Annotated in this window: 34 protein-coding genes, 2 tRNA genes and 1 pseudogene; 18 read left to right on the top strand and 19 right to left on the bottom strand. The window is 41.2% G+C overall.

Going from position 1 to position 22745, the window contains the following annotated elements:
- Window positions 1-47 precede the first annotated feature (47 nt).
- Window positions 48-308 (top strand): hypothetical protein, encoded by a 261-nt coding sequence (locus B5D77_RS04055; RefSeq protein WP_254053031.1) that lies wholly within the window; start codon window positions 48-50, stop codon window positions 306-308.
- A gap of 134 nt (window positions 309-442) precedes the next feature.
- Here the strand turns inward: B5D77_RS04055 and B5D77_RS04050 are convergent, their stop codons facing one another.
- The 3 genes from B5D77_RS04050 to B5D77_RS04040 form a co-directional block, all read right to left on the bottom strand.
- Complete coding sequence (locus B5D77_RS04050) at window positions 443-928, bottom strand: DUF29 domain-containing protein (protein WP_106908326.1); 486 nt, start codon at window positions 926-928, stop codon at window positions 443-445.
- A 234-nt stretch (window positions 929-1162) separates the two neighbouring features.
- Complete coding sequence (locus B5D77_RS04045; RefSeq protein ID WP_106908325.1) at window positions 1163-1534, bottom strand: PIN domain-containing protein; 372 nt, start codon at window positions 1532-1534, stop codon at window positions 1163-1165.
- 22 nt (window positions 1535-1556) lie between these two features.
- The gene (locus B5D77_RS04040) at window positions 1557-1853 is read right to left on the bottom strand and encodes a hypothetical protein (protein WP_106908324.1); all 297 of its coding nucleotides are present in this window, start codon (window positions 1851-1853) and stop codon (window positions 1557-1559) included.
- Between the two features lie 276 nt (window positions 1854-2129).
- Between B5D77_RS04040 and B5D77_RS04035 the strand changes: the two genes are divergently transcribed.
- Window positions 2130-2387, top strand: coding sequence for a hypothetical protein (locus B5D77_RS04035; protein WP_008202260.1), 258 nt, complete (start codon window positions 2130-2132; stop codon window positions 2385-2387).
- Window positions 2380-3156 carry a class I SAM-dependent methyltransferase gene (locus tag B5D77_RS04030; protein ID WP_106908323.1) on the top strand — a complete coding sequence of 259 codons (777 nt, stop codon included), beginning with the start codon at window positions 2380-2382 and terminating at the stop codon, window positions 3154-3156. Before B5D77_RS04035 ends, B5D77_RS04030 begins: the two co-directional genes overlap by 8 nt.
- On the opposite strand, the gene uvrA is transcribed toward B5D77_RS04030, so the two are convergent.
- On the bottom strand, window positions 3113-6025 hold the full coding sequence (gene uvrA / locus B5D77_RS04025) for an excinuclease ABC subunit UvrA (RefSeq protein ID WP_106908322.1): 2913 nt from the start codon (window positions 6023-6025) through the stop codon (window positions 3113-3115). The two genes, B5D77_RS04030 and uvrA, sit on opposite strands and share 44 nt — an antisense overlap.
- 53 nt (window positions 6026-6078) lie before the next feature.
- Window positions 6079-6897 carry a serine O-acetyltransferase gene (cysE, locus tag B5D77_RS04020; protein WP_008202254.1) on the bottom strand — a complete coding sequence of 273 codons (819 nt, stop codon included), beginning with the start codon at window positions 6895-6897 and terminating at the stop codon, window positions 6079-6081.
- A 214-nt stretch (window positions 6898-7111) separates the two neighbouring features.
- On the opposite strand from cysE, the gene B5D77_RS04015 reads away from it, so the two are divergent.
- Window positions 7112-8767 (top strand): choice-of-anchor I family protein, encoded by a 1656-nt coding sequence (locus B5D77_RS04015; RefSeq protein ID WP_008202253.1) that lies wholly within the window; start codon window positions 7112-7114, stop codon window positions 8765-8767.
- Here B5D77_RS04015 and tsaB read toward each other — a convergent pair whose 3' ends face one another.
- The 3 genes from tsaB to B5D77_RS04000 form a co-directional block, all read right to left on the bottom strand.
- The gene (gene tsaB / locus B5D77_RS04010; RefSeq protein ID WP_008202250.1) at window positions 8768-9370 is read right to left on the bottom strand and encodes a tRNA (adenosine(37)-N6)-threonylcarbamoyltransferase complex dimerization subunit type 1 TsaB; all 603 of its coding nucleotides are present in this window, start codon (window positions 9368-9370) and stop codon (window positions 8768-8770) included.
- Between the two features lie 29 nt (window positions 9371-9399).
- A tRNA-Lys gene (locus tag B5D77_RS04005) sits at window positions 9400-9471 on the bottom strand.
- A gap of 63 nt (window positions 9472-9534) precedes the next feature.
- A complete protein-coding gene (locus B5D77_RS04000) occupies window positions 9535-10407 on the bottom strand; it encodes an aldose epimerase (protein ID WP_106908321.1) in 873 nt (290 codons plus the stop codon).
- Here B5D77_RS04000 and B5D77_RS03995 point away from each other — a divergent pair.
- The gene (locus B5D77_RS03995; protein WP_106909950.1) at window positions 10387-10623 is read left to right on the top strand and encodes a hypothetical protein; all 237 of its coding nucleotides are present in this window, start codon (window positions 10387-10389) and stop codon (window positions 10621-10623) included. The two genes, B5D77_RS04000 and B5D77_RS03995, sit on opposite strands and share 21 nt — an antisense overlap.
- 126 nt (window positions 10624-10749) lie before the next feature.
- Here B5D77_RS03995 and B5D77_RS03990 read toward each other — a convergent pair whose 3' ends face one another.
- Both B5D77_RS03990 and B5D77_RS03985 read right to left on the bottom strand, forming a co-directional pair.
- Window positions 10750-11436: a diacylglycerol/polyprenol kinase family protein gene (locus B5D77_RS03990; RefSeq protein ID WP_008202245.1), complete on the bottom strand. Its 687-nt coding sequence runs from the start codon at window positions 11434-11436 to the stop codon at window positions 10750-10752.
- Window positions 11437-11534: 98 nt separating this feature from the next.
- Window positions 11535-12722, bottom strand: coding sequence for an RNA-guided endonuclease TnpB family protein (locus tag B5D77_RS03985; protein ID WP_106908320.1), 1188 nt, complete (start codon window positions 12720-12722; stop codon window positions 11535-11537).
- Between the two features lie 92 nt (window positions 12723-12814).
- Here B5D77_RS03985 and yidD point away from each other — a divergent pair, with 92 nt between their 5' ends.
- The gene (gene yidD / locus B5D77_RS03980; protein WP_008202230.1) at window positions 12815-13045 is read left to right on the top strand and encodes a membrane protein insertion efficiency factor YidD; all 231 of its coding nucleotides are present in this window, start codon (window positions 12815-12817) and stop codon (window positions 13043-13045) included.
- Window positions 13046-13185: 140 nt separating this feature from the next.
- Here yidD and B5D77_RS03975 read toward each other — a convergent pair whose 3' ends face one another.
- Window positions 13186-13944: a DUF2993 domain-containing protein gene (locus B5D77_RS03975; RefSeq protein WP_008202228.1), complete on the bottom strand. Its 759-nt coding sequence runs from the start codon at window positions 13942-13944 to the stop codon at window positions 13186-13188.
- A gap of 198 nt (window positions 13945-14142) precedes the next feature.
- Between B5D77_RS03975 and B5D77_RS03970 the strand changes: the two genes are divergently transcribed.
- Together B5D77_RS03970 and B5D77_RS03965 are read left to right on the top strand one after the other, a co-directional pair.
- Window positions 14143-15282 carry a ferrochelatase gene (locus B5D77_RS03970; protein ID WP_008202226.1) on the top strand — a complete coding sequence of 380 codons (1140 nt, stop codon included), beginning with the start codon at window positions 14143-14145 and terminating at the stop codon, window positions 15280-15282.
- Window positions 15283-15338: 56 nt separating this feature from the next.
- Window positions 15339-15411 (top strand) — tRNA-Arg (locus B5D77_RS03965).
- A gap of 270 nt (window positions 15412-15681) precedes the next feature.
- Here the strand turns inward: B5D77_RS03965 and B5D77_RS03960 are convergent.
- The 6 genes from B5D77_RS03960 to B5D77_RS03940 all read right to left on the bottom strand — a co-directional run bounded on the left by B5D77_RS03960 (window position 15682) and on the right by B5D77_RS03940 (window position 17606).
- The gene (locus tag B5D77_RS03960) at window positions 15682-15870 is read right to left on the bottom strand and encodes a hypothetical protein (RefSeq protein ID WP_002783384.1); all 189 of its coding nucleotides are present in this window, start codon (window positions 15868-15870) and stop codon (window positions 15682-15684) included.
- Complete coding sequence (locus B5D77_RS03955) at window positions 15867-16208, bottom strand: hypothetical protein (protein WP_008202224.1); 342 nt, start codon at window positions 16206-16208, stop codon at window positions 15867-15869. Before B5D77_RS03955 ends, B5D77_RS03960 begins: the two co-directional genes overlap by 4 nt.
- Window positions 16209-16552: 344 nt before the next feature.
- Window positions 16553-16681: a hypothetical protein gene (locus B5D77_RS27625; protein WP_008202220.1), complete on the bottom strand. Its 129-nt coding sequence runs from the start codon at window positions 16679-16681 to the stop codon at window positions 16553-16555.
- A 79-nt stretch (window positions 16682-16760) separates the two neighbouring features.
- Window positions 16761-16889, bottom strand: a complete 129-nt coding sequence (locus B5D77_RS26925) for a DUF5615 family PIN-like protein (RefSeq protein WP_232306186.1) — start codon at window positions 16887-16889, stop codon at window positions 16761-16763.
- A 38-nt stretch (window positions 16890-16927) separates the two neighbouring features.
- Entirely contained in the window at window positions 16928-17215 is a 288-nt protein-coding gene (locus B5D77_RS03945) for a hypothetical protein (RefSeq protein WP_008202216.1), read from the bottom strand.
- A gap of 124 nt (window positions 17216-17339) precedes the next feature.
- Window positions 17340-17606, bottom strand: coding sequence for a HigA family addiction module antitoxin (locus B5D77_RS03940; RefSeq protein WP_249268040.1), 267 nt, complete (start codon window positions 17604-17606; stop codon window positions 17340-17342).
- A gap of 226 nt (window positions 17607-17832) precedes the next feature.
- Between B5D77_RS03940 and B5D77_RS03935 the strand changes: the two genes are divergently transcribed.
- Window positions 17833-18069 (top strand): hypothetical protein, encoded by a 237-nt coding sequence (locus B5D77_RS03935; RefSeq protein WP_008202209.1) that lies wholly within the window; start codon window positions 17833-17835, stop codon window positions 18067-18069.
- Window positions 18069-18521 carry a PIN domain-containing protein gene (locus tag B5D77_RS03930; RefSeq protein ID WP_002750618.1) on the top strand — a complete coding sequence of 151 codons (453 nt, stop codon included), beginning with the start codon at window positions 18069-18071 and terminating at the stop codon, window positions 18519-18521. Before B5D77_RS03935 ends, B5D77_RS03930 begins: the two co-directional genes overlap by 1 nt.
- 202 nt (window positions 18522-18723) lie before the next feature.
- On the opposite strand, the gene B5D77_RS03925 is transcribed toward B5D77_RS03930, so the two are convergent.
- Window positions 18724-18933 carry a type II toxin-antitoxin system RelE/ParE family toxin gene (locus B5D77_RS03925; RefSeq protein WP_008202207.1) on the bottom strand — a complete coding sequence of 70 codons (210 nt, stop codon included), beginning with the start codon at window positions 18931-18933 and terminating at the stop codon, window positions 18724-18726.
- Window positions 18926-19171, bottom strand: coding sequence for a hypothetical protein (locus B5D77_RS03920; RefSeq protein WP_002734321.1), 246 nt, complete (start codon window positions 19169-19171; stop codon window positions 18926-18928). Before B5D77_RS03920 ends, B5D77_RS03925 begins: the two co-directional genes overlap by 8 nt.
- A 340-nt stretch (window positions 19172-19511) precedes the next feature.
- Between B5D77_RS03920 and B5D77_RS03915 the strand changes: the two genes are divergently transcribed.
- From B5D77_RS03915 to B5D77_RS03880, 8 genes and pseudogenes are all read left to right on the top strand, one after another.
- The gene (locus B5D77_RS03915; protein WP_106908319.1) at window positions 19512-20234 is read left to right on the top strand and encodes a PEP-CTERM sorting domain-containing protein; all 723 of its coding nucleotides are present in this window, start codon (window positions 19512-19514) and stop codon (window positions 20232-20234) included.
- A 164-nt stretch (window positions 20235-20398) separates the two neighbouring features.
- The gene (locus B5D77_RS03910; protein ID WP_045362295.1) at window positions 20399-20653 is read left to right on the top strand and encodes a hypothetical protein; all 255 of its coding nucleotides are present in this window, start codon (window positions 20399-20401) and stop codon (window positions 20651-20653) included.
- On the top strand, window positions 20654-21007 hold the full coding sequence (locus B5D77_RS03905; protein ID WP_106908318.1) for a type II toxin-antitoxin system PemK/MazF family toxin: 354 nt from the start codon (window positions 20654-20656) through the stop codon (window positions 21005-21007).
- Between the two features lie 30 nt (window positions 21008-21037).
- Window positions 21038-21142 (top strand): annotated as a pseudogene (locus tag B5D77_RS26920) (PEP-CTERM sorting domain-containing protein); the annotation flags it as partial.
- Between the two features lie 158 nt (window positions 21143-21300).
- A complete protein-coding gene (locus B5D77_RS03895) occupies window positions 21301-21531 on the top strand; it encodes an addiction module protein (RefSeq protein ID WP_002800346.1) in 231 nt (76 codons plus the stop codon).
- A gap of 71 nt (window positions 21532-21602) precedes the next feature.
- Complete coding sequence (locus B5D77_RS26915) at window positions 21603-21830, top strand: type II toxin-antitoxin system RelE/ParE family toxin (protein WP_223211066.1); 228 nt, start codon at window positions 21603-21605, stop codon at window positions 21828-21830.
- A 266-nt stretch (window positions 21831-22096) separates the two neighbouring features.
- Window positions 22097-22390, top strand: coding sequence for a nucleotidyltransferase family protein (locus tag B5D77_RS03885; protein ID WP_002783391.1), 294 nt, complete (start codon window positions 22097-22099; stop codon window positions 22388-22390).
- Entirely contained in the window at window positions 22387-22731 is a 345-nt protein-coding gene (locus B5D77_RS03880; RefSeq protein WP_008202195.1) for a DUF86 domain-containing protein, read from the top strand. Before B5D77_RS03885 ends, B5D77_RS03880 begins: the two co-directional genes overlap by 4 nt.
- Window positions 22732-22745 lie beyond the last annotated feature (14 nt).

Here is a 22745-nt window from a genome sequence, read left to right as displayed (position 1 = left end):
CCGCTGCTTTTTCTCTCTTAGCGTTGCTCAAATAAAAATACCTGATCTTGCGCGTAACTCAATTTGAAACCAGGCGATCGCTGCAAGCGTCCGCTCAGATGGCTGACAAGCGACGGCGAACTCGCTCAACCGGGATGGCGCTGGTTGAGCAGGATATAATCAAATTTCGCCAACTGGCGGTTGGGACAGTGGGTCAGGTGGGAAGCAATTTGGGAAGTCGTCAGGACAATTTCCAGGCTATCAAAGACAACTACTATAAAATAACTTTACACCTCTTTTATCACTTTTGGAAAATGCTATCCTTGTAGATGGGACAAAAGAGCTAAAAATCTGCACTGATTCCGAGTTGATATTTTAAGCGCATCTTAGTTATCGCAAATTTGGGTTAAAAACCCCGTGGTTTTAGAACGGTTTTCTTTGATTATTTTATCATGTTTAATGTCTAATCTTCACAGTGAAACCAATTTTTATCTAATAATTGCTCTAAACTGTAAGGACATTCTGAGGGAAAATCGCCAGAAAACCGAGTTTTTTGTTGAACATAATCGAAAGCATCCTGATAGATTATCGGTAATTCCTCAGCCAAATAATTCTGTAAATTCGTCGTTAAACATTTTCTTAATTGCGTGCGAAAACCGATAATTTCCGCTCGCCAATGATTCCGATTTATTTCGGCTTCTGTTGTCCAATATTGTAAAAGTAATAAATTCCTGATCACTTGTTCAAGTAAGCTACTGACTCGGTTTTTATCTCTTTTACTCAAGCTTTCTAATTCCTCAATTAAATGGATTACATCTAATTCATCTAAGCGATTTTCCTTGAGGAGTTTTATTGTTTCCTCTAACCAAAGATGTTGATCAATTTCGTAAAGTAGGGGTAGGGTTTCTCCTCCCTCTACTTGCCAGGGATTCTGATTTAAAGTTTTCATTGGGTTGTTGGCGGTTTTTAATAGGAAATAAGCACCCTCATATATATATTAGGCCACTTTCTCCTAATTTTGATAGTGACACAGGAAAAATCACCGCCCATCCTTACAGTGCGATGCCGAAGACACTGCGTAGCAGTACGCCGATTTTGTAGGCTGCGTTAACGTAGTGTAACGCACGTCTTTACTGACTCAAGCTATTAAAATATGGCGGATGAATTAAAGATTGGGTTTAATTTATAACTCTACCCAATTCTCTAAACTTAATCCTTCAACCCTCAATAAATCACCGTCATTAGAAACAACAATTAAACTTTTAACTATAGCAGTAGCAGCAATTAAAATATCTTCTGTTTGTATGGGTAATCCTCTTAATCTAAGATCAGCATGAATTTCAGATGCTTTTTCTAAAATAGCTAAATCATCTGATAAAATAATTTGATAATCATGACAAAGTTGGTTAAATCTTTCTCTTTGTTTAGGTGCAGCAACTGCCAAAAATCCCCTCTTAATTTCAAAATAAGTAATGCAACTGATAAAGATACTTTTTCTTTGAGCTTTGACATCTTCAATTTTTTGATAAATTTCAAGATTACGCTTAATTAGTATCTAACAAATAACTCATAATTACCTATTTACGCTTAATTGCTTCATCGAAAATAGCCATTTGTTCAGGAGTAAAATTGCCGCCAATTTTTGACAGGATTTCTGTGGACATAATAAAGCTACAATGCTCTTTCAATTCTGCCTCTGACATAGTGTTAAATTCCTCAAAAGGTAAATTTTTCTCAAATAATTCAACCAAATGTTTCACTATTTCTGAATAATTAAGTTCCTCTTTAAAGAAAGGGCGGTCTTCCATTAAAATAGAAACAACTTGCTCAATTCTCTTAATCATTGATTTTTGTCTGACATCAGTTGATAACATACTTAGGTCTCCAGTAAATTTTCAATAATATTTATCAACTGCCAATATATCAAGTTTCTCGTGGTTATGCAACATCGTGAGTTCGATCTCGAATAGATCCGGGTAACGGTGTCTTGAGTGGGATGTATCACCATTCTCATCGGATGGTGGTTTCTGCCATGTCCAACCTGTTTGGGGTGAAGATGTCTTTATGGTTAAAAGACGCCAAGGGACGCACCTTGTCAGACGAGGACATATCACACTATCCTTATGATAGTAGTAACCTGAGCCGAAACCATGAAAACAATTAGTTTTAAAACCCATGTAGGAGAAGATGGAACATTACAAATATCTTTACCGCCTGAACTTAAAAACACAGATTTAGAAGTTACCTTAGTTGATCAGCCAATATCTCTAAAAGAACAAGAAGAAAAAACTACATTTAGCCAATGGCAAGAAGGCTTATTTGAAGAAGTAATTGGCGGTTGGGAAGGTGAATTATTAGTAAGAGAAAAACAGCCAGATTATGAGGAAAGAGCGATCGAGAATGATTAAGGATAAAAATCAGCAAACCTATAGAGACCCTAGTATTGTCGGTTATTATGCCCAATTAACCGCACTACAGCCAGCAGAAAAGACAATTTTAACTCTGCTGCAAGAGCGTTTATCAACCATGAAAATGCTTGATTTAGGGGTAGGTGCGGGACGGACTACGAAGTATTTTGCCCCTCTTGTGGGAGAATATATCGGTGTTGATTATTCTGCGGAAATGATCGCCGCTTGTCGTCAAAAATTCCCCCATTTAGTCTGGCAAGTGGCCGATGCTAGAAATCTAGAACAATTTGCCGATAATTATTTTGATTTTATTCTCTTTAGTTTTAATGGCATTGATTATATTTCCCCTGCTGACCGTTTTCTAGTTTTAGAGGAAATTAGCCGCATCGGTAAAACTGGCGGTTATTTTTGCTTTTCTAGTCATAATCTTCAGGGAATTATCCCAGAATTCGATTGGAAAAAAAAGATTAGTTTCAATCCTTTTAGTAGCTATGTAAATTTAGTCCTCTGGGTGATTTTGCGTGCCTGTAATCCCTCTCTTAGCTACGAACAGTTATTGACTGCTGACTATGCAATTATTCGGGATGAACCCCATAATTTTCGTCTGCAAAATTATTACGCCACCCCCAAAGAACAATTAAGACAGTTAAGGTCTTACTTTCAAGAGATTAAAATTTATTCTTGGAAAACCGGTCAGGAAATTAAGAGCGAACAAGAGTTAAATACTAATCTTGATCATTGGCTTTATTATCTCTGTGTTCTTCCCTAATATTATCCCGCTTTTTTGGGGGATATTGAAGTAATGCTTGGGCAAGATAATGACCAGTGTAGGATTGTTCACATTTAGCCACGGTTTCCGGTGTTCCCACCGCGATTAATTCTCCTCCCTTATCCCCTCCTTCCGGTCCCAAATCAATAATCCAATCGCTACAGCGAATCACGTCGAGATTGTGTTCGATGACGATAATCGAATTACCTTTATCGACCAATCTTTGTAACACATCTAAGAGATGATGCACATCATAAAAAGATAAACCCGTAGTCGGTTCATCGATCAAATATAGGGTTTTTCCCGTGGCCCGTCGGGATAATTCGGCCGCTAATTTCACCCTTTGCGCTTCCCCACCGGATAAAGTGGGGGCGCTTTGACCGAGTTTACAGTATCCTAAACCCACATCCACGAGAGTTTGTAATCTGGTGGTGGCCCGGGGGACATTTTCAAAGACTTTTAATGCTTCCTCGATCGTCATATCTAAGACATCGGCGATCGAATACCCTTTATACTTAACCTGTAGGGTTTCGCGATTGTAACGCGCTCCTTTACACACATCACACTGCACATAGACATCGGGGAGAAAATTCATCTCGATGACGTTTACCCCTTGGCCTAGGCAAGCTTCACAGCGTCCTCCCTTAACATTAAAAGAAAACTGCCCCGCTTTGTAACCCCTAGCTTTTGCTTCGATGGTTTCGGTGAAAATCTCGCGAATAATGTCAAAAACCCCCGTATAGGTGGCAGGATTTGACCGAGGAGTGCGTCCTATCGGTGATTGGTCGATGACAATTACTTTGTCAACCGCGTCCAATCCTTCCACTTTATCTAACTCTTTGGGGAAGGGAGTTAAACGGGTTAAATGATGTTGTAAAGCTGGATATAATAACTCATTAATTAGGGTGGATTTGCCTGAACCAGATACTCCCGTAATCGAGACTAATTTTCCTAAAGGAATCGTTACATCGATATTTCTTAGGTTATTTTGATGGCAATTTTTTAAAACTAAAGCATTACCATTTCCATGCCTTCTTTGGGGAGGAGTTTCAATAACTTTGCGTCCCGATAGGTAGGCCCCTGTTATCGATTTTTTGGACTTTAAAAGGGTTTTAAAACTGCCTTGACAGATGATTTCTCCGCCATGAATCCCCGCTTTCGGACCGATATCGACCACATAATCGGCTGCCCGAATCGTTTCTTCATCGTGTTCGACGACGATTAAAGTATTACCTAAATCTCGCAATCTTTGCAAGGTTTCTAACAGTTTACTATTATCTCTTTGGTGTAATCCGATGCTAGGTTCATCGAGAACGTATAAGACTCCCGTTAATCCTGAACCGATTTGAGTGGCTAATCGAATTCGTTGGGATTCTCCCCCAGATAAAGTCATCGCCGGTCGATCGAGGGTAAGATAATCTAATCCCACATCGATTAAAAATTGTAGTCTCGCTTTGATTTCTTTCAGGGCCAATTCTCCAATTAATGCCTGTCTTGGGGTTAGATGACAATCATTAATTCTCTGCAAACAATCCCGAATGGGAACTCTGGTAAAATCCGTGATCGTATATTGTCCTAAACGTACCGATAAAGCTTCCGGTTTTAATCTTTTTCCGTGACAAACTTCGCAGGTTTGGTTAACAATATATTTTTCTAGTCTTTGTTTAATAACTTCCGAAGTGGTTTCTTGATAATTCCTATCTAAGATATTGATAACTCCCGCAAATTCTCGATAGTAACCGCGGCCAGTATCGTAACGGTAATCATCTTCAAAATATATCGGTTCTTTACTCCCATAGAGAATGATATCTTGCTGGGTTTTTGTTAGTTTCTGCCAAGGGGTTTGGATTTCAAAACCTAAAGCTTGCCCTAAACCGTAGAGGAGAGAAAGATAGTAGGAATTATCCTTATCTGACCAGGGGGCAATAGCGGAATAAACTGGTTGTTTTGGGTCTGGAATGACTAAATCTGCCGAAAATTTCCGTAAACTGCCCAATCCGTGACAGTTGGGACAAGCACCATAGGGAGAATTAAAAGAGAATAAACGGGGGGATAATTCCTCCATAACTGCCCCGTGTTCGGGACAGGCAAATTTCTCGGAAAAGACAATTTCTTTGGTAACTTCGGGATTATCTTCGTTATTCTCATCGAGAATTTCCACAATCGCTACACCATCGGAATGCTTTAAACAAGTGGTTAAAGAATCCACTAATCTTTCCTGTAAACCCTCTTTTTTGATCAGGCGATCGATAACAATTTCAATATCATGAAAATGTTTTTTATCTAACTCGATGCCCTCGGATAATTCTACTACCTTGCCGTCAATCCGCACCCGGGCAAAGCCTTGGGAGGCCAAACTAGAGATTAATTGCTTATGGGTGCCTTTTTTGCCGCGAATTACCGGGGCCAAGATTTGAAATCGGGTTTTCTCGGCTAATTCCATCACTCGATCGCACATTTGATCGATGGTTTGGGGGGCAATATTGCGATCGCAATGGGGACAATGGGGTTCACCAGCACGACCGAACAATAAACGCAAGTAATCGTAAATTTCCGTAACAGTTCCCACACTAGAGCGGGGATTGTGGGAAGTGGATTTTTGGTCAATGGAAATAGCCGGACTTAAACCCTCGATCGCATCCACATCGGGTTTATCTAATTGTCCTAAAAATTGCCGCGCGTAGGCGCTGAGGGACTCCACATAGCGGCGCTGTCCCTCGGCAAAAATGGTGTCGAAAGCGAGGGAAGATTTGCCCGATCCCGAAACTCCGGTAAAAACAATCAACTGATTGCGGGGTAATTCGAGATCAACATTTTTGAGATTGTGTTGTCGTGCGCCACGGATACGGATTGAGTCAGTTTGAGCCATCGGACGGTGCCAAGTAGTCCTTAACAATCATAGCCTTGATAAATGGGTTTCAGCTACTTAGAAAACGAGTCTTCTATCATATCAGAAGATTCTCGGGGATAAACCGATCTTTCGAGAAACTCGCGCATATCTCGATCGGCCGCAGGACAAAAGCTATGACTCGCTTCTTCTTCTAAATGGGCTAAAACTGGGCAATTAATCCGATAATCTGGTTCTTTTGACCGTTCTAGCCGCAATTCGTACACTTGTTTTTCCAGTTGTTCGATGCGGTCCACCAAAGCGCGAATAGCCACCGCTTCCGAGTCGGGTAAATCACCGTGTTCGAGGGGTTCCACCCGCGTCCCGGCCCGATAGATTAAACGACCGGGTACACCAACAACGGTACAATCGGCAGGAATATCGCGCAGCACCACAGAACCAGCGCCGACGCGAACGTTATTACCCAGATAAATATTACCTAAAACCTTAGCCCCAGCGCCGACGACCACATTTTCCCCTAGAGTCGGATGACGTTTACCGCTTTCTTTCCCCGTCCCTCCTAAGGTAACTCCCTGATAGATGAGGGCATAATCACCGACAATGGCGGTTTCTCCGATGACAACTCCCATGCCATGGTCGATAAAAACACCCTGACCAATTTGGGCGCCGGGGTGAATTTCGATACCAGTGAAAAAACGGGCAAGATGGGAAATTAAACGGGGAATAAAGGGAATCCCGATCTGATATAGCCAATGGGCGAAGCGATGGCACAGTAAAGCCTGTAATCCAGGATAACAAAACAGTACCTCTAACCAGTTACGGGCAGCGGGGTCACGTTCAAAAATGATCTTGAAATCGGCTAGGAGAGTAGATAACACGAGTCTTGATTCCATATTGATCGAGCTTATACTAAACCATGTTATCACTCCGGTAAATGAGCCGTTCAACTAAAAAGCGAGCGAGTAACCCGTTTTCCTAGTTCGCTTTTACTGTTCTCGGCCAAATTTTGAAGATATCCTTAATTTCTCTCCTGTTTAATCTTCCTTTAACTTGAGTCTGAAAAAATGCGATTGTTTAGCCTTTTTTTGCAGGTTTTCAGCTAAAAATATGATTCATGCTATCTATCGTCACCATGGGAAATTTTTATTAACCTTGCTGTCAATTGCTGGCAGTATCAACATTGTTACCGAATCGGCCTCAGCTTTAAATATCACGCGATTGAGCAGTCTTGGCAATAGTACAACTGCTGCTAATAACTTCGGGGCAGAAATTCCCGCTTATGACCCCGCTAGTCGCAAATTATTCCTGACCGGTCCGAATAATCGTCTAGATATTGCCGATATCAGCAATCCCGCTAGTCCAATTCCCTTACCATCGATCGATCTTAGCTCCTACGGTGCGGGGGTTAACAGCGTTGCCATCAAAAATGGTATCGTGGCCCTGGCCATGGAAGCTAATCCGATTACCAATAACGGCAGTGTAGTATTTTTCGATACTAATGGTGTCTTTCAGAGTCAGGTGACTGTGGGCGCTTTACCAGATATGTTAACCTTTACTCCTGACGGTAATCGGGTTTTGGTCGCTAACGAGGGGGAACCAGCTAATGGTGTCAATCCCGATGGTTCCGTTAGTATTATTGATCTTAGTGCTGGTGTTCTCAATCCCACCGTCAACACTGCTACCTTTACCAGTTTTAATGGTCAAGAGAACACTTTCAGAAGTCAGGGAGTCCGTATTTTTCCCGGTCAAACGGTTTCCCAAGATGTGGAACCGGAATACATCACCGTTTCCGACGATGGAACCACTGCATGGGTGTCTCTACAGGAAAATAATGCTATTGCAATAGTCAATATTGTTAACGCTCAAGTCACCAGTATTTTACCCCTAGGAGCCAAAAATTTTAACGCACCGGGTAATGGTTTGGATCCTAGCGATCGAGATGGGGTAGTATTTGGAGGAGCGGCTAATTCCCCAGCAGTGAGAATTAATAATTGGCCGGTTTTTGGCTTATATCAGCCGGATACGATCGCCACCTTTACCATCGCTGGACAAAACTATTTAATTACTGCCAATGAAGGGGATACTAGAGATGAGGCCGGACGAGTTTCTACTCTAACTTTAGACCCCAATGCTTTCCCTAATGCGGCCCAATTGCAATTAGCCCAAAATCTCGGACGTTTAGATGTTTCCACCATCGACGGACTCAATGGCCAAGGTCAATATAGCCAACTTTTTGCCTATGGTGGTCGTTCTTTTTCGATTTGGAATGTCACTAATGGACTGTCCCAAGTCTTCGATAGTGGCGATGATTTTGAACAAATTTTAGCGGCTTTTTCGGCAACTCCCCTAACTGCTAGTATTTTTAATTCCGATGGTACTCCTAGCAGCTTCGATAGTCGTAGCGATAACCGCGGGCCAGAACCGGAAGGTTTAGCAGTGGGAACTGTGGGTAATCGTCTCTATAGTTTTGTGGGAATAGAAAGGGCTGGCGGTTTCATGGTTTATGATATCACCAACCCTAGTAATCCTTTGTTCACTAATTATATCAACGATGGGCAATTGGGAGATCGCTCTCCCGAAGGATTATTATTTATCCCGGCTGCCGATAGTCCCAATGGTACTCCCTTGTTAATTGTTGCCCATGAAGTGAGTCGCAATGTGGCGATTTATTCCGTTGAACCCGTACCCGAACCTAGCGCAGTTTTAGGATTAGTAACCCTCGGACTAGCTGGCTATAGTTTGAAAAAAAGAGGGAATTGCTAATCACATCCCGTAAAATGGTAGCGCCTCCGACCAATGGGGGCGTTTTCCTGTTTGCCAGTCCAAATAGGCTAAATCGAGGATAGCGGGGGCATTTATGCCTAAATAATTGGGTGTAGCTAATCTTTGATAGGGAATAGTTAAGTTTTCTAAAGTGCGCTGCCATTGTTCCGGAGTCATCAGACTATCAGCTAAATAAACCCGATTACCCCGATAGATGCCCACATACAATTGTCCCCTAGTGGCGGGCATTTCTAGGGCTAGATGGGTATCGACGGGGTAAAAATGCCGTTGTGACCAAGCAAAGGCCGCTAAACTGGAGACGGTAAAAATCGGTAGCTGTAATTGTTGTGCTAGGGTTCTAGCGGTGACTATACCGATGCGGGTACTGGTAAAGCTGCCCGGCCCCTTAGCGGCGGCGAGAAAGGCTAAATCTGCCCATTTTTGCGGAGCCAGGAACTGTTTTAGATAGGGGTGGAATAGGTTCGATAAATCCCTGTCTAAGTCCCAAGTTTGTTGACGACTATCATCGCGGAAATTAGAGAGGGCCAGTCCTAGTTGGGGACTGCTGGTATGCAAGGCTAATCCATAGACAGGGGAAGACAAGTCAATCTTTCTGTATCAGTAAGTTTTTATGGGTCGCCTGGGATTCGAACCCAAGACCAATCGGTTAAAAGCCGAGTGCTCTACCGCTGAGCTAGCGACCCGTTTCGTGTTCTGCACACGATTTATCAATATAACATCTTATCGGGGCTAAGTCAAGGGGAAATTTAAATTTGATTGGCTCGCATTTCTACGATCGCCTCGCGGCTACTCTGGGGGTCTAAGTAGGTCAAATGTTCGCCTGTGTTGAGGGCGTTGCGGGGAGCGCTCCAAGGTTCGAGACAGATATAATTTTTATCTTTCAGGGTCCAAAAAACTAGGGTTGTATAGAGATCGTCGTAACCGAGGACAATTTGACGCTGATGATAGGAATCACTAAAACTACTTTGATGGCGCGTAATTTGCGGAAAAGCAGCATCAATTTCTTCGAGATTAAAGTCAAAGTTGCCAGAGTAGGAATGGAGGGTCTTCGTGCGTTGGTCGAGGTATTGGGAGGAGGGAATATCAAAGGATAATCGGGTTTTATCGTTGACTTGAAAGTAGGGATGGAAGCCGATAGAAAAGGGCATTTTTTCGGGGGAAAGATTAATAACTTTTTGGTGAATTTTGAGGCTGTTTCCTTGCAGTTGATAGGTAAAGATTAATTGAAAATCAAAGGGATAGACTTGACGAGTGGCTTCATTACTGTTTAATTCTAGGGTTAAACTAGCGGCAGTTTCGCTGCTTTGTTTGCTCACTTGCCAGGGTAAATCACGAGCAAATCCGTGTTGTTTAAGGCTATAGTTTCGTCCTTGGTGTTGATAGCTATTATCGGGTAAGTTGCCACAGATAGGGAATAAAATCGGGACTCCTCCGCGGACGCTGAGGTTAGGATCTTTGAATCTTTCTCTGTCCAGATATAAAATATCTTCTCCGCAAATTTGCCAACGGGTGATGATTCCTCCCCTAGCGGGAACCACTTCCAGATAAGCGTCAGCTTCTTCATCCTTGAGACAATAGGTAAGATATTGATTTTGGTTTTGAGTGATAGTAAAGGTCATATCAGTTATCAGTTATCAGTTATCAGTTATCAGTTATCAGTTATCAGTTATCAGTTATCAGTTATCAGTTATCAGTTATCAGTTATCAGTTATCAGTTATCAGTTATCAGTTATCAGTTATCAGTTATCAGTTATCAGTTATCAGTTATCAGTTATCAGTTATCGGTACAGCTGACTAAAAAGCTGATTGCTAACATAGAACGTAGGTTGGGTTGAAGCATGAAACCCAACACCCGCTCATGTTACGCTACCACTAACCTATCCTAACAAATAATTGTGCCTCCCTACTTAGCTTAACCAATGAGGTTTTAGATTCGGCCCTTGTGAATAAGCTGAGATAGCCTAGCTTGAGATGAAAATTTGAGTAAGAAAATAGGCAATGGCGGCGCTACCAATCGGTACAGTGAGATTATCTATACCTAGTTTCGAGAAAGTTTCTAGAATAGTAGCTCCGATCGCTGTTAATAAAGATACTAAAATAATTGGCGGATTCATGCCATTAATAAAAGATAAAATAATCAAGCTGACTAAAAAGCTGACTCCTAACATAGTCAGGGAACCTTCCAGACTTTTGCCACTGCCGAAAATTTTGTAGGGATGTTGACCAAAATTTTGTCCGACTAGGGCTGCTAATCCGTCTCCTAACGCCATAATTAAAATACCCATTGCTGCGTATTCGGGGTGAGAAATTGGCCAAAAATAAGCCACGAGAACACCGATACTAACAGCATAAAAAAAAGTTCCCCAACTGCGGCGACCGACACTATTAAGACTGGGTAAAATGGGGAAAAAATAGGATAGGATAGCGATAGTTGCCGCTAGGATGGCCGCACTTATTCCCACCCAAGCGGGGATATTTAACCACCAGGCCAAAAGGATGACGTTTCCCGTGCCAATGTGGACAACTTTGCGGGTAATTTCGCCATCGGTACTGAAAAGACTTTTTAATTTTTCAGCGATCAGAATCAGAACAGCTAGGTAACAGGCGACTAAACCGATCGAAAATAGGAGAGAGTGGGATAGTTCCACGTGGCAAAAGCGAAAATTGACTATCTATTTAGTTTAGGTGATCGAGGTGACATTGTTGACATCCTCGCCGCCGTAAAACGGACGGCGATTCCCAAACCTCACGATTTGGGTTTCTGCTTCTGTCCCGAAGGATTTTTCGCACCTGCCTTAACAGATTTACTCTGTTCTGGTCTTATGGTCGCTCTACAGACTGACACCGCAAGCCCTGCGGCCAAAATATTTTTACTGGCGTTAATATCTCGGTCATGGTGAGTCCCACAGTCTGGACAGTCCCATTCTCGAACATTTAACGGCATTTTCTCAGCAATATACCCACAATTACTACATCTTTTAGAGCTAGGAAACCATCTATCTATTTCGATGTAATTTCTCCCATACCAACGGCATTTATAGGCTAATTGTCGAGTGATTTCACCCCAGCTTACATCAGATATTGCCTGAGATAATTTCGGGTTTTTGACCATATTCTTGACGGCTAAATTCTCAACCACAATCGTTTGGTTTTTACGAACTAATTGAGTGGTTAGCTTATGTAAATGGTCTTTTCTACTATCGGTGATTTGAGCGTGAATTCTGGCTACTTTGATTCTCGCTTTTTCTCGATTCTTTGAGCCTTTCTGTTTTCTAGAAAGACTTTTAGATGCTCTTCGCAGTCTCCGATAATACTTTTTAAAATGCTCAGGATTAGATACTTTGTCACCATCGCTGGTAATCACAAGGCTACTAATTCCTAAGTCAATTCCAATGGCTTTATCTGTTACTGGTAATGGCTTAATCGTTGGGTCATCAAATCTAATTGAAATATGCCAACGTCCAGATGGATGCAATCTGACTGTTACTGTGCTTGGTTCACAGCTTTCTGGTATTTGTCTTGACCATCGAATAGGTAAAGGTTCTGTGCATTTGGCTAAATAGATTTGTTTGTCTTTAAATTTAAAGGCTGATTTGGTAAATTCGGCACTTCCTCCCTGATGTTTTTTCTTAAAGTTAGGATACTTAGTACGACCAGCAAAGAAATTAGTAAAAGCTGTTTGTAAATGTCTTAACCCTTGTTGTAAAGGTACACAGCTTACCTCATTGAGAAAGTCTAATTCTTCTTGCTTTTTCCAATCGGTCAACATTGAAGAAGTTTGAGCGTAGCCTACTCTTTCTTGCTTTTCGTACCATGCTTGTGTTCTGAGATGGAGAGCTTTATTGTAAACCAATCTTACACAGCCCAAAGTGCGCCGCAATAGCGACTCTTGTTCTGGTGTGGGGTAAAATCGGTAAGAATAGGCTTTTTCCATGTCTCACATTTTAGCATATATTTCGTAAACGATGCTAATATTTAACAGTAAAGCCGTCGTAGAACGACGGGGTTTCAGACCCAAAATTTCCGATGAAAGGAATTTTTATTGGCTTAATTGAGGGATATCGACGGTTTATTTCGCCGCTATTTCCCCCTTCCTGTCGTTTTCAACCCACCTGTTCCCAGTATGCCATGGAAGCGATCGAGCGCTTTGGTGTGCTGCGGGGTTCTTGGTTAGCAATTAAGCGCATTCTCCGTTGTCATCCCTTTCACCCCGGAGGTTACGATCCCGTGCCTCCCTGTCACCACAAGCACGATTAAAAGCCACAGCAGTTATCTCAATGGTGAGATAAGAAGTTTTCGTTTTGGGGATTCAGGAGTCAATACCAAATTAGGTTATACTTCATTTTTGGGGTAAAGTCTGTAAAACTCTTGATATTTTTAGACCCGTTGATGACCGCCTATTTTCTTTGGGGAAAACGCTCGATATCGGCGATACCATAAAAGATGATCTGTTTATCTTTTAAACGTAGTCTATCGACCCTTAATTGAGTACCATCGAGGGCAAATTTATCTAAATCCATGAGGTTGTTAACGTGGCTGATTAAAGCTTCTCCTAAAGCTTTCGATCTTTCGTCGCCTTGGTAAACCACCTCGACAAATTGAATTTTTCGCCTTTCTTCCACAACCACAGCAGTGGTCATTTCTAGAAGAATTGGTTCTTCTTCTCCCAATTTAATTAGACTTTTCAGAGTTAAAGTTTTGTCGTCATTGAGAATTAATTCCGTGTTCTGACAGTGAATTGATTTACCTTCGTACTCTAATCTTTGCAGTTTTTCGACAATAAAAGGTGTATTAAAAGAGGTGGTTAAGTCTTCTTCCGTTAAAACTACCCGCAAAGTGGCCCGCGTCGGTTGACGGAGTTTCACCTGTCCGGTAAAAATGGCACTAAAATCGATCGCCACCGCTTGCACATACAATTCCATGGCTTCGATGCGTAGGCCATTGTACATGAGCATCGACTGACCGATAAAGTCAAAACCGTCGATACTGCCTTGCAGTAATTTGGCTACGGGTTCGGCGCGGACAGTCGCTGTCAGCTTGCCTGTGCGTTTGAATAATGCAGCGATCGCAGCACTCACCACTTTACTGATGAGTTGATCGCCGCTCTGATTGGGAAAAGGTAAGCTACCAAACACGCCTGCTGTCATATCTCTCATAGGTGGGACTATAACGATCTTAACATTATTTAAAGTTTCTTTACATATCGTTTTATTAATGAAGATGATAAGCAATCTGTATGATTCTGTAGAGGTTATAAATTTTTAGCGGTCTATCCCGTGCGAGGGGATAGGATAGAAAAGTGCTACTATCCCAGTGATATAGCGTTTTTCACTTAGAAAATCGGGGTTAAAAACGTGGTTGCCATTTCAGATCAACAACAGTTAGCCGCTACCCACAACCACAGCGATCGAGTGGCGGTATTATTGATGGGATACGGGGAAGTGGAGAGTTATGAGGACTTTGCCAACTATAATGAACAGGCCTTAAATCTGCTGACGGCTAAGTTCGCTCCTGTACCGACTTGGGTTTATCCTCCCCTAGCGAAATTATTGGCTATATTTGACCTGCACGAATGGCAGCACCAGCATAATCACTTTATTTCCCCCCATAACCACATTTTCGAGCATCAAAGACAGGAAATCGAGCGCAATTTACAGGCAAAATGGGGTAATCGGGTGGAGGTATTCAAAGCGTTTAACTTCTGCGCGCCTTTTTTACCGGCACAGGTGTTAACGGAAATCCGCGAGCGGGGATTTGAGAAAATTTTGATCTATCCTCTCCTCGTGGTTGATTCTATCTTTACCAGTGGCATTGCCATCGAACAAGTTAACAAAGCTTTAGCTCAAGGACAAACGGGGGAACATTGGGTCAAAGGATTGCGCTATATTCCCTCGTTTTATAACCAACCCGCTTATATAGAGCTAATGGCGCGGTTAGTGGAGGAAAAAATCGCGGCCGAGGTAGCTAGTAGCTGTCTTCCCTCGCAAATTGGCATTATTTTAATGAATCACGGTTGTCCCCACGAAGCTAAGGGATTTACGTCGGGAATCGATGAAAGTCAAGCTTTATACGAGTTAGTCCGGGAAAAATTAATCTATCGTTATCCCTTGATTTCTGTGGGTTGGTTAAATCACCAAACCCCTTTAATTAAATGGACGCAACCGAATGCAGAGTTAGCGGCGAATAATTTAATTGAATTGGGGGCCAAAGCTTTAATTTTCATGCCGATTGGCTTTGCTACGGAAAATCACGAAACTTTACTGGATGTGGAGCATATTATCGAAGCTTTACGCCGCAAACACGACCAGGTTAATTATGTGCAGATGGCCTGTGTCAACGATAACCCCGAATTTTGCCAGATGGCCGCCGATTGGGCCCGGGAACATATCGAAGCTTTGCTATCACAAGAGGCTTTATCTGTCAATAGTTCTGTAACAATTCCTCACATTCATTCCGATCACCATCATCACCACGAACACCACCACCATCATTGAAAATCAGTCCTACCACTTGTCACCGTTGGAAGTATAATCTATAATTGTGCTTTCCTGGGTACGTAGCTCAATGGATAGAGCATCCGCCTTCTAAGCGGACGGTTGTAGGTTCGATCCCTACCGTACCCGTTATTGCCGATTAGGGATTGGAAATTCTCTCCTATCGTCCCGGGGACAATCGCTTTGATACGGTGAGCGTCGAATTAGGTCAGTTGAATCCCGTCGGTTGATATTAATTGTGTTTAATTTAGTTGGCGATCGAGTTGAGGATCAGTCAAGGGAGAAGGCAAAGGCGAATCAGACATACTGCGTCACAATATCTCACGGAATGAGGATATACAGCCTGAGAAGGAGTAAAACAAGAGAAACTACCTGAAACTCCTTCTTCTGTGCATCCCTCTATTTAATAGTTTGCCCTCTTTGCAATAGCCTTTCTCGTCTCTTTTGACGGGATTCTGTTTCCAGTTGGGCGAGTATATCGTCTAAAAAAAGATTATAAAGCTCAATCTGGCGGTTAGTTTCGCGTAAGCTTTCAAGACATTGTTTTCTCGTTGCTTCATCGGGATAGGAGGTGCGGTAAGTCATCATAAGTTCCATTGCCTCTTTACTTCATAAACACTAGCACTAACAGCATCCACACTGGCTGTTCCTTGCAAAATCGCTCTTTCTAACATCTCTAGCATCGTATTTGAGAGAGTCGGCTGCTCTTGTAAAATTCTCAGCAGGATATTATTAATTCGGGAGTAGGAATTAGTTATCCTCTCTCTGGCATTAGATAATTCTTCTAATTCTGATAATGTCCGTTCATTTTCCCCATATTCTGTAAAAAGTTGCCATTCCGTTGCCGATGCGTACTCTATCTGATCCGCTAGTTGACGCAGTAGATCAAAAATGCTCGCTAAGGTTTCCTCCGGTAATGTAGCCATATTCAATTATTTCTATTATCCCCAGTCTATCATCTGGTTGGTACGAGGTAATCCTGTTTAATTTAGTTTGCGATCGAGTTGAGGATCAGTCAAGGGAGAAGGCAAAGGCGAATCCGACACACTGCGCCACAATATCTCACGGAATGAGGATAGTTCGCCTGAGAAGGAGTAAAACAGGGAAAAGAAAGCGATCGCCAGTGTGAGAGATATATAACTTAAGATTTGTGACGCGATCACGACAAAGCAGAATTAATAGTTCCACTGGTTCAGGGAAATGAACTGATTAGCAAGAGGGACGTTAGCCGTTTCAAGATTGGCGATCGCATTGACAATTGCCTTAAAACTCATTTTCTTTGAGGGATTTGCCTCTTGATAAATTGCCAAAATTCCGGGATGGTGGGAATCCGCAGCATGGAGAGACTGAAAGTCACGGCAGTTAAGTAGGTGGGTGGAATTAAATATAAAATGAACATAGGTTGGGTTGAAGCATAAAACCCAACGCCCGCATGGGTTACGCTACCGCTAACCCATCCTACAAATAATTGTGCCTACCTACTTAAGAGTCAACAGAATGCGATCGGCATTTCTAGCATAGTCCAGAACTATGAAATCTGGGTGACTCATCAGACCAGCTTCGTTAACTGTAATTACTTCATGTCCAGCCTGTCGTAGCAATTTCACCAACACTTTATCTTGGGCATCTTCATCAATGAGTAACTTTAGGAACCCAGGGCTACTCCTCTCGCTTCTAGGTAACGACGTTCTGCGTCCGCTTCCTGCTGCAACAGTTCTTGATGAGTTTGGCAGTATTCAATTGCTTCGAGAACGGCGGCTAAGGGTAATTCTTTGCTGTCGGCGACTTCTTCAGGAGTCATTTTGTTGGCGATCGCATCTGACCAAACAGTGAAAGCTGTCAGCTTCCTACCTTTGACGTATAGTTGCTGTCGCCAGGAATGAGGACGTTTCTCTAAATACTGCCATTGAGTTTTTGCCGCGTTAGTGGTCATGCTGATGCCTTGATCAAAGCTGGTATCCCTAGTTTATCAGCTACAGAAGCAGCGCACCGTCGAAGGCGGCTCTCTTCGAGATCGCACTAACCCAATGTTGTTTGGTGTTGTAACCCAATCGGATTCAGAAAATCCTATCTTCCTGTTTTTTAACCTCAGCAAGATCGTAATTCATCTGGAGGCGCAGCCAGAAAGCAGGGGTGCTACCGATTGTCTTTGACAAACGCACAGCCATTTCCGGGGAAATCCCCGCCTTGCCATTGATTAGGTTAGATAGTCTAGAGCGTGACACGTTCAGCATTTTTGCCGCAGCCGTAACGGTCAATTCAAGCTCTTCAATCGAACTTTTGACAATTCTGCCCGGATGTACGGGATTTTTCAGGGTCATCATGTTTTTTCCCTCAATGATAATCTACAAGGTCAATGTCGAGAGCGTTTCCATCTTCACCCATCACCCATCCTCAAAATCCCCAAATCACTGAAAATCCTGATGCTGACAAGGAAGTAGTGCAGATACCAGCGTAAGCCATGAGGGAGAGGAATGTAAAGATTTATTAAATATAGAGAAATTGCGGCATGAGATATGATCGATATGGTTGCCTATTAGTCTAAGTCAAATGAACATTGAACAAGTTATCATTAAAAACCTAAGAAAACTTCCCTTAGAAAAACAACAAGAAGTGTTATCCTTCACCGAATCTCTCACCTCAAGAATTTCCCTCCCTTCCCCAGATTATAGTCTTACTCCCCAGGAAAAAGCTCAAAAATGGCAGAAAGTAATCGCTAAACTTCCTAAAACAAGTGCGAATTTACCTGATGAAGCTTTACACCGTGACACTATGTATGAAGACTAATGACTCAATATTTACTGGATACTAACATTTTGCTTCGGGCGGCTGATACGTCTTCAGCAACTTATTCTCTTGCTAATAATGTAATTACTCAAATCGTTGAAACAGCTAATGAATGTGTTATTATTCCTCAAGTTTTAATTGAATTTTGGGTAGTTGCAACCCGCCCCCTTGATGTTAATGGTTTAGGTTGGACTCCAGCACAAGCTACAAATTATGTCAATGATTTATTAGATAACTTTACATTAATTGCAGAAACGCCGGATATTTTTCCCCTTTGGTTTCAATTAGTCACCATCTACAACATTAAAGGAAAACGCACTCATGATATTAGGCTTCTTGCTGTTATGAAAGCTTCTAACATTACCCATTTATTAACCTTTAATCCTGATGACTTTATCCCTATTCCCAATATTACCATCGTTCATCCTCAAGATTTCATTAATTCCCAATAATTAGGCAGCAAATCCGACATATCGCACCACAATCCCTCACGAAAGAGGATAGTTTGCCTGAGAAAGGGAAAAACAGGGTAAAGCACCTGAGAATCCTTCTTCTGTGAATCACTGTCTTATGGCAAAAGGAGAAACAGCAGTCTAGAAAAGAGTTCTGGTATTATTTATAGACATCGCCGCGAGGTTTAATAGTTGTAATGATCTATAGATTGTTGTCTCTATCTTCAAAAAACAACACTCGATACTTACCTACTCGCAATCTTAGTTCATCTCTTCCGTAAAGGGGTTTAATATCTAATTTTGTAGAATCCGAAATCAAAGTATCCAAAGCTTCAAGAAGACGAATTTGATCATTTTTAGGCATCCTTTCTAAGGAGCGTTCTGCTTGTCTAAGTAGAATATAATCAGCCAAGTTTATCTCCAAATAATTTGTATTTTAATTCTGTTGAAGTGATTCCAGTATCTCGACCGGATAAATAATCTTGCCATGCTGCTTGGCTTTCAGCAAGTTCTTCGGCTGGAATGATCTCATCGTCATCTTTTGGCGCTACGGTCGGCTTGATGATAGTTTTTAAATCCTCTAAAAGTCGCAACTTATCCGTAAGGGGAAGATTCTCTATTTGGCTGAGGATTTCATAGTAAGTTGTCATAGACCTTGATCGTATCAGATAATCCGAACACACCTCAAATAATACCACATCCAGATACTAACCAAAAATGGTAAAAGCGGTGGGCTGTTCACAACCGACTTGGTTCTGCGGTTTCTTTATCGGGATTAAGAGAGAAATATAAAAATTTATTAAATTGTATCAAAAAATACAATTGTGGGGGGGGAATGTGTATTGTTGTCTTTGCTGACCCTTTAGGGTTAGGTAAAACTGCTGGTTAACTTGGCTGCTAGAAAAGCGATCGTATCAATTTACTCTTTGCCAACTTTGCCAAAAAACAGTTAAATCCCACTAACAACTTCAATGTCTTGAGGCATCTATCATGGTATTCATTAAACTTGTCAAAAATTCTATTGGGGGAGCCGTACTTATCAGTTTGGCAACAATAGGTACTGCTAATGCTCTTCAAATTACACCTATCAGTTATGATATGGAAAATGGAGGCGGCTCTAAATACTGGGACAAGAAATATAATGGCACTGGAAACACGTCGGTAGATTATGCTCCTCTCAGCGGAGGAGTTGGAGATCTAACTGATGGCATAATTCCTACACAAAACTGGAATACCCCAGGTGTAGAAAATGCAGACGGTACAGGACCTTATGTTGGTTGGGAAAACCGGAATCCTGTCATTACTTTTAACTTTGCTGGCACAGTCAGGATAAACTCAGTTACTGTCCATGTGGATGACTCAAATGGTGCTGGTGGTGTTTTGGTACCGCAAAGTATATTATTAAGTATGGGTGGCTCTAATTACAATTCTGGCTCTCTTACTGATCCGCCTAGTGCAGCGCCAACATCCTATACTTTTTCAGGATTAAATTTTAGTGGTAGTTCCCTACAACTTACTCTAAATCGACGCACTGCGTGGGTCTTTGCCAGCGAAGTTACTTTTGATGGCGAACTTTTGGGTGTCCAACCAGTTCCCGAACCCACTTCTACTTTAGGCTTCCTCGCTCTCGGCACTATCGGCGCAGGTGCAACCCTGAAGCGCAAACTAAAATCATCCAAACCATCAGAAAAAGAAACCACAAAAGTAGGCTAAATTGCCCACTAAAATACCATAAATGCCCCTTCATTCAGTCAGTTGAGGGGGTATTTTTTGTCTATTGTGTATTGTCTATTATTTAATTGTTGCTAACTAATTGACAACAAGAGGGTTTTTTATGGTAAAATAGTTGGCCTAGTGTAAATATAGTAAAAGTTGAAATGTCTGTCACCCATATTAATAATCTTCAAGACCAGATTTTGCAAAGTATTAAGACTTTACCGCTAGAAAAACAGCAAAAAGTCCTTGAATTTGTCAAATCCTTACAAAGAAATTCACGTTTTCAGAAATGGGACAATATTTCAGATGCAGAAGCACAATCGTTACAAAATGAATTTGCTCAAGAGGATATTAGCTTTTCAGAAAGTATTTTACCCGATTATTTATCTCACCTTGAACAAGAGGATAAGGAATAAATGCGAGGCGATATTTATCTAGCTGATTTGAATCCGAGTCGTGGTTCAGAACAAGCTGGTATTCGACCTGTTATTATTGTCCAACATAACAATATTGATCGCTTCACTAGCACTGTTGTTGTAATTCCATTAACCAGTAATTTACGTCGCGCACAAATCCCCGGAACAATGGTTATTCCCGCAGGACAAGGATGCTTAAATCAGGAATCAGTAGCCTTATGTTATCAAATTGTTGTTATTGATAGACAAAGACTTCAGAGACAGTTGGGGACACTTTCTTCTAGTTATTTACAGCAATTGGAAGAGGCGATGCGATACACATTAGATTTAACAAACACTAATATGAATGTTTAATTAGTTTAATTTTCTGTCTGGAAAACTTGAACTTTAAGTCTCCTGGTAGTCAGTACACTCGGCGCAGCTTCAACCCTGAAGCGTAAACTAAAACCATCCAAATCTACTGAAAAAGAAACCAGAAAAGTAGGCTAAATTGCTTCTAAAAATACTATAAATGCCTCTTCATTCAGTCAGTTGAGGGGGTATTTTTTGCATAACTCTCTCAATTCTCATGATTTTAAGGAGTATGGTTTATTTTTTCATCCGATATCTGCTACAATCTAAGATGACTGGTTATAGATGCTTTCAAGATGACTAAAACAGCAGAAACCCTCAAAATAGAACTTGCTCAACTTCCCGTACAAGATCGCGCTGAACTGGCTTACTTTCTCATCCATTCCTTAGATGAAGGTGTAGATGACAATGTTTTAGATGCTTGGGATAGAGAATTAACTCAAAGATTAGCCGAAATTTATGCTGGAACAGCCAAGGGTGAACCATCGGATAAAGTATTATTGGAATTACGAGAGAAATATTCGTGAAACCTGTTATTATTCACAGTGAAGCAAGACGAGAACTTGACAATGCTATTCAATATTATGAGAAGTAAAAGATAGGATTAGGGCTAGATTTACTATCTGAAATTGAACAAGCTCTCGAAAAAATTAAAATTAACCCTAATCTGGGAACAGCCCATACTATCGAAGGGATGCGCCGTTATCTCATTCGCCGTTTTCCTTACATCATCTTTTATGTAGAATTTGAAGCATCTATTTGGGTAGTTGCGATCGCAAATGGAAAACGTAAACCTGATTACTGGAAAAAGCGAAATTTAGAATAATCGAGATACTCAAACCTAAACTAAAACCCTCCCAATCCATCGAAAAAGAAACCAGAAAAGTAGGCTAAATTGCTTCTAAAAATACTATAAATGCCTCTTCATTCAGTCAGTTGAGGGGGTATTTTTTGCATAACTCTCTCAATTCTCATGATTTTAAGGAGTATGGTTTATCCTTTCATCCGCTATCTGCTACAATACAGATACAGGAAATAAAATTTTGATCAGTAGGGTAAAAGTCTTTTCCGTTATCTTAGAAGGTAAGCATCATGAAAAATTTAGAAGAAATTAAAGCGATTTTGGGTCAAGTTAAGTCCTTAGTAAAAGAAAAGTATCATGTCAGTGAATTAGGTATTTTTGGAGATTATGTAAAAGGAGAAGTGCAGGAAAATAGTGAAGTTAATATTCTGATAGATTATACAGAACCGCCTAGTTTACTGGATTTAGTAGATATGGAATATTATTTAAGTGATTTACTTAAGGTAAAAGCGGATGTTATCAGTAAAAATGGCTTAAAAGGAAGAAGGCGAGAAAGAATTTTATCCGAGGTTATTTATGTATGACGCAACGGGAATTTAGAGATTTCTTGCAAGACATTCTAGAGGCAATTTGTCAACTAGAAAAGATGACTCAGTATCTAAGCTTTGAAGAATTTTCAACTAAGATAGAAATCTTTCTTTCGGCAGTAAAATTAATTGAAATAATTGGGGAAGCAGTCAAAAATATTCCTGATGAAGTGAGAGTTAATTATCCTAATATTCCTTGGAAAAACATCGCAGGTATGCGGGATAAATTAGTTCATGAATATTGGGCAATTGATGAAAAAGTCGTCTGGAAAGTGATTCAAAACAATCTCCCCCAGCTAAAGAGAATCATTATTAGTATTATTGAGAAATTACAATAAATTTTCCTGCCTCT

Origin of the sequence: Microcystis sp. MC19 (assembly GCF_003019735.1) — a bacterium.
In the GTDB taxonomy this organism is placed as follows: domain Bacteria; phylum Cyanobacteriota; class Cyanobacteriia; order Cyanobacteriales; family Microcystaceae; genus Microcystis.
Note: the sequence above shows the minus strand (reverse complement) of the source record. Positions and strands in the feature narration are given on the sequence as shown.